The 14,642-nt window shown below is 61.3% G+C and carries 12 protein-coding genes and 1 pseudogene; 7 read left to right on the plus strand and 6 right to left on the minus strand.

Features of this window, described 5'->3' with window-relative positions; genetic code table 11:
- The first annotated feature begins 41 nt into the window (after positions 1–41).
- From ACUN0G_RS19820 to ACUN0G_RS19835, 4 genes and pseudogenes are all read left to right on the plus strand, one after another.
- Positions 42–773, plus strand: coding sequence for a response regulator (locus ACUN0G_RS19820; RefSeq protein ID WP_003214124.1), 732 nt, complete (start codon positions 42–44; stop codon positions 771–773).
- Positions 763–2,232: an ATP-binding protein gene (locus ACUN0G_RS19825; RefSeq protein WP_258347532.1), complete on the plus strand. Its 1,470-nt coding sequence runs from the start codon at positions 763–765 to the stop codon at positions 2,230–2,232. Before ACUN0G_RS19820 ends, ACUN0G_RS19825 begins: the two co-directional genes overlap by 11 nt.
- A 196-nt stretch (positions 2,233–2,428) precedes the next feature.
- A pseudogene (gene uppS / locus ACUN0G_RS19830) lies at positions 2,429–3,115 on the plus strand (polyprenyl diphosphate synthase).
- Between the two features lie 114 nt (positions 3,116–3,229).
- Positions 3,230–4,174 carry a terpene synthase family protein gene (locus tag ACUN0G_RS19835; RefSeq protein ID WP_445574090.1) on the plus strand — a complete coding sequence of 315 codons (945 nt, stop codon included), beginning with the start codon at positions 3,230–3,232 and terminating at the stop codon, positions 4,172–4,174.
- 84 nt (positions 4,175–4,258) lie between these two features.
- Here the strand turns inward: ACUN0G_RS19835 and ACUN0G_RS19840 are convergent, their stop codons facing one another.
- Positions 4,259–5,188 carry an AraC family transcriptional regulator gene (locus tag ACUN0G_RS19840; RefSeq protein WP_445574091.1) on the minus strand — a complete coding sequence of 310 codons (930 nt, stop codon included), beginning with the start codon at positions 5,186–5,188 and terminating at the stop codon, positions 4,259–4,261.
- A 327-nt stretch (positions 5,189–5,515) separates the two neighbouring features.
- On the opposite strand from ACUN0G_RS19840, the gene ACUN0G_RS19845 reads away from it, so the two are divergent.
- Together ACUN0G_RS19845 and ACUN0G_RS19850 are read left to right on the plus strand one after the other, a co-directional pair.
- Complete coding sequence (locus ACUN0G_RS19845) at positions 5,516–5,857, plus strand: antibiotic biosynthesis monooxygenase family protein (RefSeq protein ID WP_003214130.1); 342 nt, start codon at positions 5,516–5,518, stop codon at positions 5,855–5,857.
- Between the two features lie 43 nt (positions 5,858–5,900).
- Positions 5,901–6,149 (plus strand): hypothetical protein, encoded by a 249-nt coding sequence (locus ACUN0G_RS19850; RefSeq protein WP_063027568.1) that lies wholly within the window; start codon positions 5,901–5,903, stop codon positions 6,147–6,149.
- Between the two features lie 86 nt (positions 6,150–6,235).
- Here ACUN0G_RS19850 and ACUN0G_RS19855 read toward each other — a convergent pair whose 3' ends face one another.
- The 5 genes from ACUN0G_RS19855 to ACUN0G_RS19875 all read right to left on the minus strand — a co-directional run bounded on the left by ACUN0G_RS19855 (position 6,236) and on the right by ACUN0G_RS19875 (position 13,410).
- Positions 6,236–6,868 carry a flavin reductase family protein gene (locus ACUN0G_RS19855; RefSeq protein ID WP_445574092.1) on the minus strand — a complete coding sequence of 211 codons (633 nt, stop codon included), beginning with the start codon at positions 6,866–6,868 and terminating at the stop codon, positions 6,236–6,238.
- A 123-nt stretch (positions 6,869–6,991) separates the two neighbouring features.
- Positions 6,992–8,311, minus strand: coding sequence for an MFS transporter (locus tag ACUN0G_RS19860; RefSeq protein ID WP_421524751.1), 1,320 nt, complete (start codon positions 8,309–8,311; stop codon positions 6,992–6,994).
- 288 nt (positions 8,312–8,599) lie between these two features.
- On the minus strand, positions 8,600–9,925 hold the full coding sequence (locus ACUN0G_RS19865; protein ID WP_445574093.1) for a sigma-54-dependent transcriptional regulator: 1,326 nt from the start codon (positions 9,923–9,925) through the stop codon (positions 8,600–8,602).
- The gene (locus ACUN0G_RS19870; RefSeq protein ID WP_445574094.1) at positions 9,919–11,685 is read right to left on the minus strand and encodes an ATP-binding protein; all 1,767 of its coding nucleotides are present in this window, start codon (positions 11,683–11,685) and stop codon (positions 9,919–9,921) included. Before ACUN0G_RS19870 ends, ACUN0G_RS19865 begins: the two co-directional genes overlap by 7 nt.
- Before the next feature lie 201 nt (positions 11,686–11,886).
- Positions 11,887–13,410 carry a fumarate hydratase gene (locus ACUN0G_RS19875; RefSeq protein WP_003214142.1) on the minus strand — a complete coding sequence of 508 codons (1,524 nt, stop codon included), beginning with the start codon at positions 13,408–13,410 and terminating at the stop codon, positions 11,887–11,889.
- 299 nt (positions 13,411–13,709) lie between these two features.
- On the opposite strand from ACUN0G_RS19875, the gene ACUN0G_RS19880 reads away from it, so the two are divergent.
- Entirely contained in the window at positions 13,710–14,642 is a 933-nt protein-coding gene (locus ACUN0G_RS19880) for an iron-sulfur-binding ferredoxin reductase (RefSeq protein WP_445574095.1), read from the plus strand.

Genomic DNA, 14,642 nt, shown 5'->3' on the forward strand with positions numbered 1-14,642 from the left:
CAAATGACCTAAGCTTGGCCATAACAACAAGGAGGGGCCCCGTGAGCGTAATCAGTAAATCCATTCTCCTGGTCGACGACGACCAGGAAATCCGCGAGTTGCTGCAAACTTACCTCAGCCGCGCCGGTTTCCAGGTGCGTGGCGTGCCGGATGGCGCGGGGTTCCGCCAGGCCATGAACGAAGCGCCGTGCGACCTGGTGATCCTTGATGTGATGCTGCCGGACGAAGATGGCTTCAGCCTCTGCCGCTGGATCCGCCAGCACCCGCGCCAGGCGCAAGTGCCGATCATCATGCTCACCGCCAGTTCCGACGAGGCCGACCGCGTGATCGGCCTGGAACTGGGCGCCGACGATTACATCGGCAAGCCCTTCAGTCCCCGCGAGTTGCAGGCGCGAATCAAGGCGCTGTTGCGGCGCTGCCAGTTTGGCCAGGAGCGCAGCGGCGGCGAGGTGCTGGTGTTTGGCGAGTGGCGCCTGGACATGGTCAGCCACCGGCTGTTCCACGTCGACGGCGAGGAAGTGATTCTCTCCGGTGCCGATTTCGCGTTATTGAAATTGTTCCTCGATCATCCCCAGCAAATCCTCGACCGCGACACCATTGGCAACGCCACCCGTGGCCGCGACCTGATGCCCCTGGACCGGATTGTCGACATGGCCGTCAGCCGCTTGCGCCAACGCCTGCGCGATACCGAAAAACCACCCCGGCTGATCCGCACCGTGCGCGGCAGTGGTTATCAATTGGCAGCCAGCGTGGTTGCCGGCAATGCCCACTGAACGCCTGCGTGAACTGCGCCGGCGGATCCCGGTACCGCGTTCGCTGCTGGGGCGGATGTTACTGCTGACCCTGTTGGCGGTGCTGTTTGCCCAGGCGTTATCCAGCGTGATCTGGGTGTCACAACTGCGCGCCACCCAGCTCGAAGGCCTGGTGACCGCTGCCCGCAGCCTGGCGCATTCGATGACTGCCAGTGTCAGTTATTTCCGCTCCTTGCCGGTGGCCTTTCGGCCGCTGGTGCTCGATCAGTTGCGTAGCATGGGCGGCACACGTTTTGTCGTGACCCTCAACGACAAGCCCCTGGACATGGCCGTGTTGCCGGAAACCCCGCGCAAGCACGCGGTGCTCGGTGCTGTCGAAGAAGTGTTGCGCCAGACCCTGGGCAGCGACGTGCATGTCTCGGTGGAGTTCGTCAGCGCCGAAGACCTGCGCATCTTCAATGCCGGTTTGAAACTCGATGAATTGCCGCGCTCCTGGGCGCATTACGCGTTGACCCTGGAGCCGGTGAATCCGCCGGTGTTGGTGACCCAGATCCAACTGGCCCAAGGCGAATGGCTCTACATCGCCTCCTTGCTGCCCGAACCCTACACCAGCCTCGAAGAGCAAGGCCTGCCGTACCAGCAGGTGTGGTTTATCGTGCTCACCAGCGGCTTCCTGCTGCTGTTTATCGGCCTGTTGGTGCACTGGCAAAGCCGTCCGCTCAAGCGCCTGGCAAGGGCGGCGCGGGACATGTCCCTGGGCGCCGACGTGGAGCCAGTGGCCGAAGGCGGCGGCAGCGAAGTGGTGGAAGTGGGCCGCGCGTTTAATGCCATGCGCGAACGCATCAGCCGTTACCTGACCGAACGCAGCCAACTGTTCAGCGCTATTTCCCACGACCTGCGCACACCCATCACGCGCCTGCGGTTGCGGGTGGAATTGCTGGAAGACGAGAACCTGCAAACCAAGTTCGGCCGCGACCTGGATGAACTGGAGTTGCTGGTCAAAGGCGCGCTGCAGTGTGTGAAAGACACCGACATTCACGAAAACATCGAACCGGTGGACCTCAACCACGTACTCGACTGCCTGGTGGAACCGTACCTGGCACCCAACGGCAATGGCCGCGTGACCCAAACTGGCCGGGCACTTACGACTTACCCGGGCAAGCCGCTGGCGCTCAAGCGCTGCATCGGCAACCTGATCGACAACGCGTTGAAGTACGGACAGAACGCGCATTTGCATATTGAAGACGACGGCGCGGAGTTCATCCTCCACGTCGACGACGAAGGCCCGGGCGTGCCGGAACAGCGCCTGGAGCAGGTCTTCGAGCCGCACTTCCGCCTGGCGGGGCAGCAACAGGGTTACGGCCTGGGCCTGGGCATCGCCCGTAACATTGCCCACAGCCATGGCGGTGAAGTGAGTTTGCAGAATCTACGGGAGGGCGGTTTGCGGGTGACCTTGCAACTGCCCCGTGGCCTCGACTAGACACGCTGACGGCTATCGCTAAATATTCTGGGGTTATTCCAATTTTGTATAACTAACTGTCATTTCTGACAGTGGCCGATTTCGAGTGAGTTCAGCACTATCCGGGTACAGGACGCAGGAAGCGTCAGGAGTGTTGTTCATGCGCAATGAAGATGCGGACATCCCCGGTCTATGGTCGGCAGTTGCTAACCCTCCGATGCAGCATCTTGCGGTCATAATGGACGGCAATCGGCGATGGGCAGCGAAGAATAACCTGCCGGTTACAGAAGGTTATCGCCAGGGCGGGGCGGCAGTTGCCACGTTTCTTTCCTGGTGCGACATGCACCATATTCCCCAGGTTACTCTTTGGCCCTTGTCCTTGGAGAACCTCAAGCGCGATGCACAGGAAATCGATGCATTACTGGGCATTATCGTTGACGTGATTGATGGTCTGGCTGCTATACGCCGCTGGCGCCTCAACTTTTTTGGCGAGCTATGTAAGTTACCCGGCGAGGTTGTTCAGTCCATCGAGCGCGCCCAGGCCTTCACTCGGGGAGAGAGCGGGATGTGGGTCAACATTGCCATTGCCTACAGCGGCCGTGATGAGATCGTTTCGGCATTCAGAAAAATTCTGATTGAGCGTGAAGCCACCGGGGAGCTTTCCAATCTGGCCGAAACATTGAGCCTTGAGGATGTGAACGCCCACCTCTACAGCGCTGGCAACCCTGACCCTGACCTGATTATTCGCACTTCCGGCGAGCAAAGGCTGTCAGGCTTCATGCCGTAGCAAAGTGCGTTTTCCGAATACTATTTCTCTTCCGTGTGCTGGCCGGAATTCAGCAAGAATGATTTTGACGCAGCCATCAACAGCTATCTGCAAAGACAGCGCCGTTTTGGCGCCTGATTGCACAGTATGAGGGGCAGGCCAATGAGTCCGGCAGCCAGGTTAGTGTTTCCTCGCCTGAGTTACCCTTTCGCTGCAACCATCCACCCCGCAGGTCCCCAGGTGGAAGCGTCCATGGTTCGCTGGTTGACGAGCGTTGGGCTTTTGACTGATCCCGTGATGGCTCGCTCGGTGAAGTATGGCAATTTTGGAGAGTTCACCAGTCGTGAGTACCCTACCGCGACGGATGAAGGCTTGCAGTTGATCACCGATTTTTTTGGTTGGTTGTTTGCCTTGGATGATGCTGTAGGAGACACGGGCATCTTCGGGCACGACGTAGCCAATCTGACCCGCCTGCATCTATGGCTCCGCGAGATCATGGATAATCCCAACGCCCGGGAGCACGACGCTTTGGGGGCAGCGGTTATTGCAGGCTGCTCGGCTCAGCAAGCCAGTCTGTGTAAAAGCATCGGTACCGCGACAATAGACAGTTGGCGGCGATTGCAAATGCTGAGTTCATCGACTCAGTACATGCGCTGCGTTGAGGCGGCTACCTACTATTTTGTTGGAACGCTGTGGGAAGCCGGTTGGCATTCCACGCGCCGCACACCGAGTCCGGTGGAGTACCTCGTGGGGCGCCGGTTAACCACTGCAACGCCATTCGGTTTGGCGTTGCAAGACGTCGCCGCCGGATATGAAGTCCCGCCGACGGAGTACCTGCGTCAAGACATTCGTGACCTGAATGCAGTGGTTACCAGTATCACTGCGCTATGCAACGACATCTTTTCGTTCCCTAAGGAAAGAGATGAGACGCGGGTAGTAGCCCTCAACTATCCAGCCGTACTCATTGCGCATGAAGGACTGAATGAGCAGGATGCGCTGGACGCTACCGCAGCGCTGCATAACCAGTTGATAGACCAGTACCTTGAGTTGGAAACCGCTGCGCGAAAGGGGGCCAGCCCTGAGTTGATACGCTTTCTGTCGTCTATGCGATCTGAGATGAGGGGGCACTACGACTGGGCGCGTCATTCGCCGCGATATCGCCTCGACTACTATTTCACCGGGCTGGATATGACTTAGCGCAGCGCGCTCCATGTGGGTTGGGTTACAGCGACTCTCGGAACGGAGCGTGCTTCCAACTCCACATTGTCGGTCTGTGGTGCGTCAAATGCTTTGACGCAATCTGGCCAGATCTCTAAGCGGCGGCGCACCAAACAGCCGGCTGTATTCGCGGCTGAACTGCGAGGCGCTTTCATAGCCCACCCGATACCCCGCCGCCGAGGCTTCCAGCCCCTCGGCGATCATCAACCGCCGAGCCTCCTGCAAGCGCAACTGTTTTTGGTACTGCAACGGGCTCATGGCGGTCATCGCCTTGAAGCGGTGGTGCAAGGTCGAAACGCTGAGGTTTACTTCCTTGGCCAGGTCATCAATACGCAGGGGTTGTTCGTAGTTGCCGTTCAGCCAGGTGATCGCCTGGCTCACCCGATGGCTCTGACTGTTGGCGACGGCGATTTCATACAGCCGATATCCCTGCGGGCCACGCAACAAACGGTAGAGAATTTCCCGATTGATCAACGGCGCCAGCATCGCGATGTCTTTCGGCGTGTCCAGCAATCGGGTCAGGCGCAGCACGGCGTCCAGTAGCTGGTTGTCCAGGCGGTCGACATACATCCCTCGGGAGGTCGGGCGCGGGGGCACGCCCATCGGTCCGGCTTCGGCAATCAGTGCGGTGATGTGTGCCGGATCGATATTCACTCGAATCGACAGGTTGGGGTCTTCCGGCGTGGCATCAAGGATGCGCCCGGCCACCGGCATCGCTACCGAAAACACCAGGTAATTGAGCGGGTCGTAGGCGAAGACTTCATCCGCCAGGCGCACTTCCTTGCTGCCCTGGGCCAGGATGCACAGCGCGGGTTCTACCAGCACAGGCGTGAATTCCCGTGGGGTGTTATGGCGGTTGAGGTACAGCGACGTGATCGCCGTGCCGTAGGAACCGTCCTCCCAAGTGTGCCGACGTACGATGCCGGCGAGTTCTGCGCGCTGCTTTTCCATGTCGGCGTCGAGGGGCGTGGAGCGAAGGTCGGGCGACGGCATGGGACATCCTCTGGTGCTTTTGACGATGGGCACAGCTTAAAGGCGGCTTTGCAAAAAGCGGTACTTCGATTCTGCACAATCCTTGCCTGATCCTGCGATAAATCGTGAATCAGGCAAGCAGAGGGCTGTCATGCCCCTGAAATACGGCAGTCATGCCGGGAATAAAACCCGCAGTCCGATTGCTATCTCTACGCTTCTCGCAGGATTGTGCAATAAGCTGGCAGGAATCGACTAACCGCATCCACACCCGCGCCCGTATCTTTGATCCTGTGGCAACACGCCCTCACAGTGCTTGCCGAGCATCACTTCTCAACGGGAGAGTCGAACATGTCCACCCCCATTCCCGCGAGCCATATGGCCTTTATCCGTGCCCGTACCGGGTACAGCACCGAACTGGGTGCACGCTTGAGCAGTTTGATCGAACCGGGCCGCCAGGCTCAGGGCTGCCTGCAATTCTCGTTGCAGCACTCCCTGGCCGACCCGGATGTGTGGTTGGTGTCGGGCTTCTGGAGCAGCGAGCAGGCAATGAGTGCCTACTTCAGCTCACCGGCGCTGATGGTGTTCACCGAGTTGTTGAACGACATGGTGGTTCGCAGCATGGACTTCCAGACCTTCACCGACGCCTCGGCAGCCAACGCCTACGGCGAGTACCTGCAACTGGCGGGTTAGTGCTTTAGAATGGCCGCCTTTCCCACTGGCCAGGACCTGCAACATGGCACGTAAAGAATTTGCCCACCACGAAGCCGTTTCCGCCTTGGTGCGTGAAGAAGAGGGTGGCTATAGCGCCGCCATCGCCGTCAAGGCGCTGGATGGCATGGGCGCACCGCGCTTTCACAAGATCCTCGATGGACAGAAATTCAAGACCGCTGATGACGCTGATGATGCCGCCGCCCTGCAACTGGAGCGCTTGGTCAATGTAGATGAAGACGGTCAGCTTTCTTGGGCAACTTCCGCCAACTAAAACACCGCTGATCCAAATGTGGGAGATTCTATGATTGAGGGGCAACCCTCAACCATAGAATCTCCCACATTTTTATCGCATTCCAATCAGCGTTTCGCGGCGCCTGGGCGGTACATTTTGAACATCGCTTCCGGCCCCAACTGAAAATAATCTGCCGGGCCGCCTCCACGCAGGATCGGCTCGGCGGCAGCCGTGTCGTACACCCCGTCTTTCAACAGCCACTTGGCGATATGCACCGCCACGACCTCGCCAAGCACCAACCAACTCGGCACCAGCTCCTTGTCGGCCCGCTGCAGCTGAATGATCTGCGTCACTTTGCACTCGAACGACACCGGGCTCTCACCCACGCGAGGCACGGCGATCACCTTTGAAGCCACCGGCGTCAGGCCCGACAATTCAAACTCGTTGACCTCGGGAGAGACCGGCGCGCAACTCTGGTTCATCTGTTCGGCCAGCGGGCGGGTGGCCAGGTTCCACACGAATTCGCCGGTCTGTTCGATGTTGTTCAGGCTGTCTTTGCGCCCGACGCTGGAAAACCCAATGATCGGCGGAATGTAGTTGAACGCATTGAAGAAGCTGTAGGGCGCCAGGTTCAGGCGGCCCTGGCTGTCGTGGGACGAAATCCAGCCAATCGGGCGCGGGCCGACAATCGCATTGAACGGGTCATGGGGCAGGCCGTGGCCGTTGGCGGGTTCGTAGAAATGGATATCGTCGGACATGGCCGGGGTTCCTGCTGGTGGTTCGGGGAAGGGCATCATAGTGCACTCAGGTGGAGTGTTCGCCAATGAAAAAGGGGCTGCGTCATGCACTGACACAGCCCCTTTTTTATCTCGGCAGAACCCTTAGTCCGTGGTAATCCGCGAATGCTTGCGGGTGTCCTTCATGGTCACATACACCATCAGCGATACTGCAATACAGGCCGTCACGTACCAGTAGTAGCCGGTTTCCATGCCGATGCTCTTGAACCACAGCGCGATGTATTCGGCGGTGCCGCCGAAGATCGATACGGTCAGCGCATAGGGCAAGCCAACACCCAGGGCGCGGATCTCAGTCGGGAACAGTTCAGCCTTCACCACGGCGTTGATCGAGGTATAGCCGCTGACGATGATCAGTGCGGCCATGATCAGGAAGAACGCGCCCCACCAGGTCTGGATGGTGTGCAGGGTGGTGAGGATCGGCACCGTGAACAGCGTGCCCAGAACGCCGAAGGCGATCAGGATTGGCCGGCGGCCAACCTTGTCCGACAGCCCGCCGATGATAGGTTGCAGGCACATGAACAGGAACAGTGTCGCTGCCGAAATGGTGGTGGAGTCGGAGATGCTCATGCCGACGGTGTTCACCAGGTATTTCTGCATGTAGGTGGTGTAGGTGTAGAACGCCAGGGTGCCGCCCATGGTCAGGCCGACCACGGTCATCAGTTCCTTGGGGTGGCGCATCAAGGTGCGCATCGCGCTTTCCTTGGCTTTTTCTTTCTTGGTGAACGACTCGGTTTCTTCCATGCCGCGACGCAGGTACAGCGCCACTACCGCACACAGGGCGCCGATGGCGAACGGGATGCGCCAGCCCCAGTCGTACAGCTGCTCGGTCGTCAGGGTCTGTTGCAGCACAATCAGCACGCCAAGGGCGATGAGCTGGCCGGAGATCAGGGTCACGTACTGGAAGCTGGAGTAGAAGCCACGACGTTCCTTGGTCGCCATCTCGCTGAGGTAAGTGGCGGAGGTGCCGTATTCGCCACCTACCGACAGGCCCTGCAGCAAACGGGCAAAGACCAGCAGGATCGGCGCACCGATACCAATGGCCTCATAGCCCGGGCTTAGGGCAATCAGCAACGAGCCGAAGCACATCAGGTACACCGAGGCCATCAAGGCCTTTTTACGCCCGACTTTGTCGGCGTACAGGCCCATCAGCCAGCCACCGATCGGACGCATCAGGAAACCCACGGCGAAGATCGCGGCGGTGTTCAAGAGTTGGGCGGTGGTGTCGCCTTTCGGGAAAAAGGTCTTGGCGAAGTACAGCGAGAAAGCAGCGTAGACGTACCAGTCGTACCACTCGACCATGTTGCCGACCGATCCGCTGAAGATCGACCTGATACGGCTGGAAGTGGTGCGTTCTTTTGCCGGCGCAGCCGCCGACCCTACAGGCAGGGAGTTGGAGTTATCCATTTAAGGATCCTTCATCTAATTGTTTTTGTGGAGCGCGCCCAAGCGCAGCCTGGCTGGGCTATAGCAGGAGCTGTGCCAATCAGATGAAGGCCCGGTCTAGAGGGGTTGCAGGATTTTTTTGAGCGGAAAGTTGCTGATGATTAAAGGGTGATGAGCGGAAATCCGCCGACGAAGATCGCTCCCACGCTCTGCGTGGGAGCGCATCCTGTGACGCTCCGCGTCACGATTTTAAGGCGGACGCGGAGCGTCCAGAGCTGCATCCCCACGCGGAGCGTGGGAACGATCGGGTTAGAGGAACGTGTCCCGCGCCAAGCCATGGCGCTGCATTTTTTCATTGAAGGTGCGCCGAGGCAGCTGCAGCTCGGCCAGCACCGCCTTGATATCACCCTTGTGCCGGGTCAACGCGGCTTTCAGGCAATGGGCTTCAAACGCTTCCTGTTGCGCCGCCAGCGATTGCCCGGCTTCGATGCCTTCCGGCTCCGGTTCACCCAGCCCCAGCACCTGGCGTTCAGCGACGTTGGCCAGCTCTCGTACGTTGCCCGGCCAGTCATGGCTGAGCAGGCGGCCCAGCGCCGGCCCGCTCAACGGAGCGAAGCTGCGGCCCAGGCGTTCGGCGGCGCTTTGCGCAAAGTGTTCGAACAGCAGCGGAATGTCTTCCCGGCGTTCCCGCAGCGGTGGCAGGCGCAGTTGCGCGACGGTCAGGCGGTAGGCCAAATCCTCACGAAAACGCCCGGCGCGGGCTTCGTCCAGCAGGTCGGGCTTGGTCGCGGCGATGATCCGCAAGTCCACCTTGATGCTTTGATTGGAGCCGAGCCGTTCGAGTTTTTGCTCCTGCAACACCCGCAGCAATTTCACCTGCTGGGCCAGGGGCATGCTTTCAATCTCATCGAGAAACAGCGTGCCACCGTCCGCATACTCCAGCTTGCCGATACGCTTGCCCTGGGCGCCGGTAAACGCGCCACTTTCATGGCCGAACAGCTCGGCTTCAAACAGCTGCTCGGGAATCGCCGCGCAGTTCAGCGCCACAAATGGCTTCTTCGCCCGGGGGCCGAAATCATGCAGGCAACGGGCGACCAGTTCCTTGCCGCTGCCGGTTTCGCCGCGAATCAACACATTGACCGGCAGGCCCGCCAGGTCCAGCACTTGCCGGCGCAGGTTCTGCAAGCCGCGCGACACCCCGAGCAGGCTCGATTCCAACTGGGCCCGGTGATCGGCCTGCTGATGCAGGCGGCGGTTTTCCAGCACCAGCCCGCGCTTGTCCAGCGCCCGGCGCAGGCTGCTGAGCAGGGCCTCGGGGCTGAAGGGTTTTTCGAGGAAGTCGTAGGCGCCGTCGCGCATGGCTTCGACGGCCATCGGCACATCGCCGTGGCCGGTGAGCAGAATCACCGGCAGGTCGGCGTCGCGCCGCTGCACTTCAGCCAGCAACTCCAGGCCGCTGAGGCCGGGCATGCGCACGTCGCTCAGGATCACCCCGGGAAAGTCCCTGGGCAATCGCGCCAGGCATTCCTCGGCGCGGCTGAACAACTGCACCTCAAACCCCGACAGGCTCAGCCATTGCTCGACGGCCGTGCGAATGCTGGCTTCGTCATCGACCACAATCACCGAATTCAACATAGGTCTGGCGTCTCCAGCGCGATAGGCAAGGTCAGGGTAAAGATCGCCCCGTCACCGTGATTACCGGCGCTCAGGCGGCCGCCGAGTTCGTGGACGATAGCGTACGACACGGCGAGCCCCAAGCCGAGCCCGTCGCCCACCGGCTTGGTGGTGAAGAACGGGTCGAACACGCTGTTGAGGTTTTCCTCGGCAATCCCGCCACCGCTGTCGCTGACGGTCAGGCACCACAGTTGTTGATCGGCGTGCAGGCGGATTTCCAGGCGTTTGCGCGGTTTGTCGGCCATGGCGTCGAGGGCGTTGCGCAGCAGGTTGATCAGCACCTGTTCCAGGCGGATCGCGTCGCCCCGTACCCAGGCCGGACGGGTCAAATCGAGGACGGTGCCGATGGCTTCGTCACGCAGGCGGGCGTCGAGCAAATGCAGGGACTGGTCCACCACCGTGGCCAGGTCGAGGCGTTCGCGCAGGCCGCTGGGGCTCTTGCGGGCGAAGGTCTTGAGGTGGCCGGTGAGGGCGGCCATGCGGGTGAGCATGTCGTCCAGCGGGGTCAGGGCCTGGTAGGCGTCGTCCACCCGGCCGTGATCCAGCAGCAGCCGCAGGGTCGCCAACTGCATGCGCTGGGCGGTCAGTGGCTGGTTGATTTCGTGGGCCAGTGCGGCGGACATCTGCCCCAGCGCTGCCAGCTTGGCGGACTGCACCAAACCGTCCTGGGCGGTACGCAGGGCGCGGGTGCGTTCCTCCACCAACTGTTCAAGTTCCTCACGACTGCGCTGGCGCAGGCGGGCGAGGCGCCAGCGCTGGGTCAGGAACAGCACCAGGAACACCAGCGCCAGCCACGAACCGGCGGCGGCGAGGCCAGCGTTGCGTTGGTCCTCAAAGGCAACCTGTGGTTTGCGCAACAGGTGCAAGGTCCAGCCTTCAGCCTTCAGCGGCAGGGATTCCCAGATGTAGTTGGCCTTGCCGTCGGGGCCGTCGACGCGCATCAGGTGGCTGTTTTCGTCGAAGCGCTGCAGGACTTCGGCGTCCAGCGGCAGCAGTTGTTTCTTGTCGTATTGGCGGGTGGCCTTGAGTTCGGCATGGTCGTTGTCCGACAGTGGGCGAAGCGCGCGGTAGCGCCAGCCCGGCTGGTTGGCGATAAACACAATGCCCCGGGCGTCGCTGACCAGCAGCAGGTCATTGCCCTGAGCCCACTCGCGTTCCAGTTCCGGGAACTCCAGCTTGACCACCATGGCGCCGAGGAACTGTTCGTTCTCGCCGACCACCGCACTGGAAAGGAAGTATCCCGGAATCCCGGTGGTCACCCCCACGGCATAAAACCGCCCGGTGCCCTGGCTCAGGGTCTGGCTGAAGTACGGGCGAAACGCGTAGTTGTGCCCCACATAACTGCTGGGCAGGTTCCAGTTGCTGGCGGCCACGGCCAGGCCATTGCGGTCCATCAGTTCCAGGGTGGAAGACTGGGCGGCGCCGTTGATGCGCTCCAGCTTGCGGTTGAGCAAATCCTGGGTGGCGGTGTCCAGCGGGCCCTTCAGGGCGCTGATCATTTCCGAGTCCAGGGCCAGTACGGCGGGCAGGGCGCGGTAACGTTCGATCAGGGTGTGCAGGGAGTTGCCATAGAGCATGAGCTGCTGATTGGCGCGGGCAGCGTCATCCACCAGGGCCAGGCGTTCGGCGTGACGGGTGGCCAGGGCGGCAGCCAGTACCGCGCCGGCGATGATCAGCAAGGAGTAGAACGTCAAACGCAGCGGGCGGGGAATCGCAATCATACGAAGATGAACAGTGCAATTAGGGGCGAGCACCATAGCACGCAGTGCATGGCTTGTTGCGAGGGGAGGGATTGTCTTGTGGCGAGGGGGCTTGTCCCCCGTTGGAGTGCGCAGCGCTCCCGCTTTTTTCGGGGCCGCTGCGCAGCCCAACGGGGGACAAGCCCCCTCGCCACAAGGTCATTTATCTTGCAGGGGAAATGCTTACTGCACTTCTACCGCCAGGCTTTCACTGATCTTTTTCTGCCAGATGGCAGGACCGGTGATGTGTACCGACTCGCCCTTGCTGTCCACTGCAACGGTGACCGGCATGTCTTTCACGTCGAACTCGTAGATCGCTTCCATGCCCAGCTCGGCGAACGCCACGACGCGGGATTTCTTGATGGCCTGGGCCACCAGGTAAGCCGCGCCGCCCACTGCCATCAGGTAAACCGCCTTGTGGTCCTTGATCGCTTCGATAGCGGTCGGGCCGCGCTCGGATTTGCCGATCATGCCCAACAGGCCGGTTTGCTCGAGGATCTGGCGAGTGAACTTGTCCATCCGCGTGGCGGTGGTCGGACCGGCAGGCCCCACCACTTCTTCGCGTACCGGATCAACCGGGCCGACGTAGTAGATGAAGCGACCCTTGAGGTCCACCGGCAGGGTTTCGCCCTTGTTCAGCATCTCGACCATGCGCTTGTGCGCCGCGTCGCGACCGGTGAGCATCTTGCCGTTGAGCAGTACGGTTTCGCCCGGCTTCCAGCTCTGCACGTCTTCCGGGGTCAGGGTGTCGAGGTTGACGCGACGGGCCGACGGGCCGGCTTCCCAGACGATTTCCGGGTAGGCGTCCAGCGGTGGGGCTTCCAGCGACGCGGGGCCCGAGCCGTCGAGCACGAAGTGCGCGTGACGGGTGGCGGCGCAGTTGGGGATCATGCACACCGGCAGCGAGGCCGCGTGGGTCGGGTAGTCCATGATTTTCACGTCGAGCACGGTGGTCAGGCCACCCAGGCCCTGGGCGCCGATGCCCAGTTGGTTGACCTTCTCGAACAGCTCCAGGCGCATCTCTTCGATACGGTTGGACGGGCCGCGCTTTTTCAGCTCGTGGATGTCGATGGATTCCATCAACACTTCCTTGGCCATTACAGCGGCTTTCTCGGCGGTGCCGCCGATGCCAATGCCGAGCATACCCGGTGGGCACCAGCCGGCGCCCATGGTCGGAACGGTCTTCAGCACCCAGTCGACGATCGAGTCGGACGGGTTGAGCATGGCCATTTTCGACTTGTTCTCGGAACCACCGCCTTTGGCGGCCACGTCCACTTCCACGGTGTTACCCGGGACGATGGAGTAGTGGATCACGGCAGGGGTGTTGTCCTTGGTGTTTTTACGCGCGCCGGCCGGGTCGGCAAGGATCGAAGCCCGCAGCACGTTTTCCGGCAGGTTGTACGCTTGGCGCACGCCTTGGTTGATCATGTCGTCCAGGCTCATGGTGGCGCCATCCCAGCGCACGTCCATGCCGACACGTACGAATACGGTGACGATGCCGGTGTCCTGGCAGATCGGGCGGTGGCCGGTGGCACACATGCGCGAGTTGATCAGGATCTGAGCCATGGAGTCACGGGCCGCTGGCGATTCTTCGCGCAGGTAGGCCTCGTGCATCGCCTGGATGAAGTCAACGGGATGGTAGTAGGAAATGAATTGCAGGGCGTCGGCAACGCTCTGAATCAGGTCGTCTTGCTTGATCACGGTCATGAGTCGCGCTCCTCTATAAGGGAACATTCAATAAAGGTGCCTTCAGTAGGGTGAATCGGTCGGCTGAAGGCACCTTTCCAAGGCACGCCGTATGGTGCTGGCGCGACGCTAAAAAGGCGCGGCAGTATAACCCGCCGCGGTGGCCGATACACCCGACTATGGTCATGAATGCCGGTCCCGGTTCACTGTAGGAGCGAGCTTGCTCGCGAAAAACGTGAATCTGGTGGGTTTCGTCAGGCCGCCCGCGTTATCGTTAGCGACCTTCGCGAGCAAGCTCGCTCCTACAGTTGAAGAGTTTTATGCCTGAACTTCACGTCGGCGCACGCCACTGGTCGGTAGCCGCCGGCAGCAACCTGCTGGATGCCCTGAACCAGGCGGGTGTGGCTGTGCCCTACAGCTGCCGCGCCGGTAGCTGCCATGCCTGTCTGGTGCGTTGCCAGGGTGACCTTCAGGACAATCAACCCGATGCCCTGAGCCCGGCGCAACGCCAGGACGGCTGGCGCCTGGCCTGTCAGTGCCAGGTCGTGGCTGATTTGCAGGTCGAGGCATTTGACCCACTGCGTGATGGGCTGCCCGCGACGGTGCTGAGCGTCGATTGGTTGAACCCGACGGTGCTACGTCTGCGGCTGCAACCCGAGCGCAGCTTGCGCTACCGGGCGGGGCAGCATCTGGTGTTGTGGGCGGGCAGCATTGCGCGGCCTTACTCTCTGGCCAGCCTGCCCCAGGACGATCCGTTTCTCGAGTTTCACATCGATTGCCGCCTGCCCGGCGAGTTCAGCGACGCCGCCCGCCAGTTCAAGGCCGGTGACAGCCTGCGCCTGGGCGAACTGCGGGGCGGGGCGTTGCAGTACGACCCAGACTGGCAATCCCGGCCGCTCTGGCTGCTGGCCTCGGGCACCGGACTTGGCCCCTTGTGGGGCGTGCTACGTGAGGCCTTGCGCCAGGATCACCAAGGCGCCATCCGGGTCATTCACCTGGCCCATGATACCGGCGGTCATTATCTGGCCGAGCCACTGGCGCAGTTGGCTGCGGCGCATCCGAACGTGACGGTCGAGCTATGGACCGCGGCCGGGTCGACTGACGCTTTGGCGCAACTGCGGCTTGTTTCCCGGCAAACTCTGGCCTTACTCTGCGGGCACCCTGCCAGCGTCGAGGCCTTCTCCAAGCGCCTGTTCCTGGCCGGACTGCCGCGCAATCAACTGCTGGCCGATGTGTTCCTGCCCCGTGGTTGA

The organism is Pseudomonas sp. 32A (genome assembly GCF_052682255.1).

Bases quoted from the DNA above. Each gene is read 5' to 3' on its own strand.
- ACUN0G_RS19825 (WP_258347532.1), top strand. From the start codon at position 763: ATGCCCACTGAACGCCTGCGTGAACTGCGCCGGCGGATCCCGGTACCG.
- ACUN0G_RS19835 (WP_445574090.1), top strand. From the start codon at position 3,230: ATGGTTCGCTGGTTGACGAGCGTTGGGCTTTTGACTGATCCCGTGATG.
- ACUN0G_RS19840 (WP_445574091.1), bottom strand. From the start codon at position 5,188: ATGCCGTCGCCCGACCTTCGCTCCACGCCCCTCGACGCCGACATGGAA.
- ACUN0G_RS19845 (WP_003214130.1), top strand. From the start codon at position 5,516: ATGTCCACCCCCATTCCCGCGAGCCATATGGCCTTTATCCGTGCCCGT.
- ACUN0G_RS19850 (WP_063027568.1), top strand. From the start codon at position 5,901: ATGGCACGTAAAGAATTTGCCCACCACGAAGCCGTTTCCGCCTTGGTG.
- ACUN0G_RS19855 (WP_445574092.1), bottom strand. From the start codon at position 6,868: ATGTCCGACGATATCCATTTCTACGAACCCGCCAACGGCCACGGCCTG.
- ACUN0G_RS19860 (WP_421524751.1), bottom strand. From the start codon at position 8,311: ATGGATAACTCCAACTCCCTGCCTGTAGGGTCGGCGGCTGCGCCGGCA.
- ACUN0G_RS19865 (WP_445574093.1), bottom strand. From the start codon at position 9,925: ATGTTGAATTCGGTGATTGTGGTCGATGACGAAGCCAGCATTCGCACG.
- ACUN0G_RS19870 (WP_445574094.1), bottom strand. From the start codon at position 11,685: ATGATTGCGATTCCCCGCCCGCTGCGTTTGACGTTCTACTCCTTGCTG.
- ACUN0G_RS19875 (WP_003214142.1), bottom strand. From the start codon at position 13,410: ATGACCGTGATCAAGCAAGACGACCTGATTCAGAGCGTTGCCGACGCC.
- ACUN0G_RS19880 (WP_445574095.1), top strand. From the start codon at position 13,710: ATGCCTGAACTTCACGTCGGCGCACGCCACTGGTCGGTAGCCGCCGGC.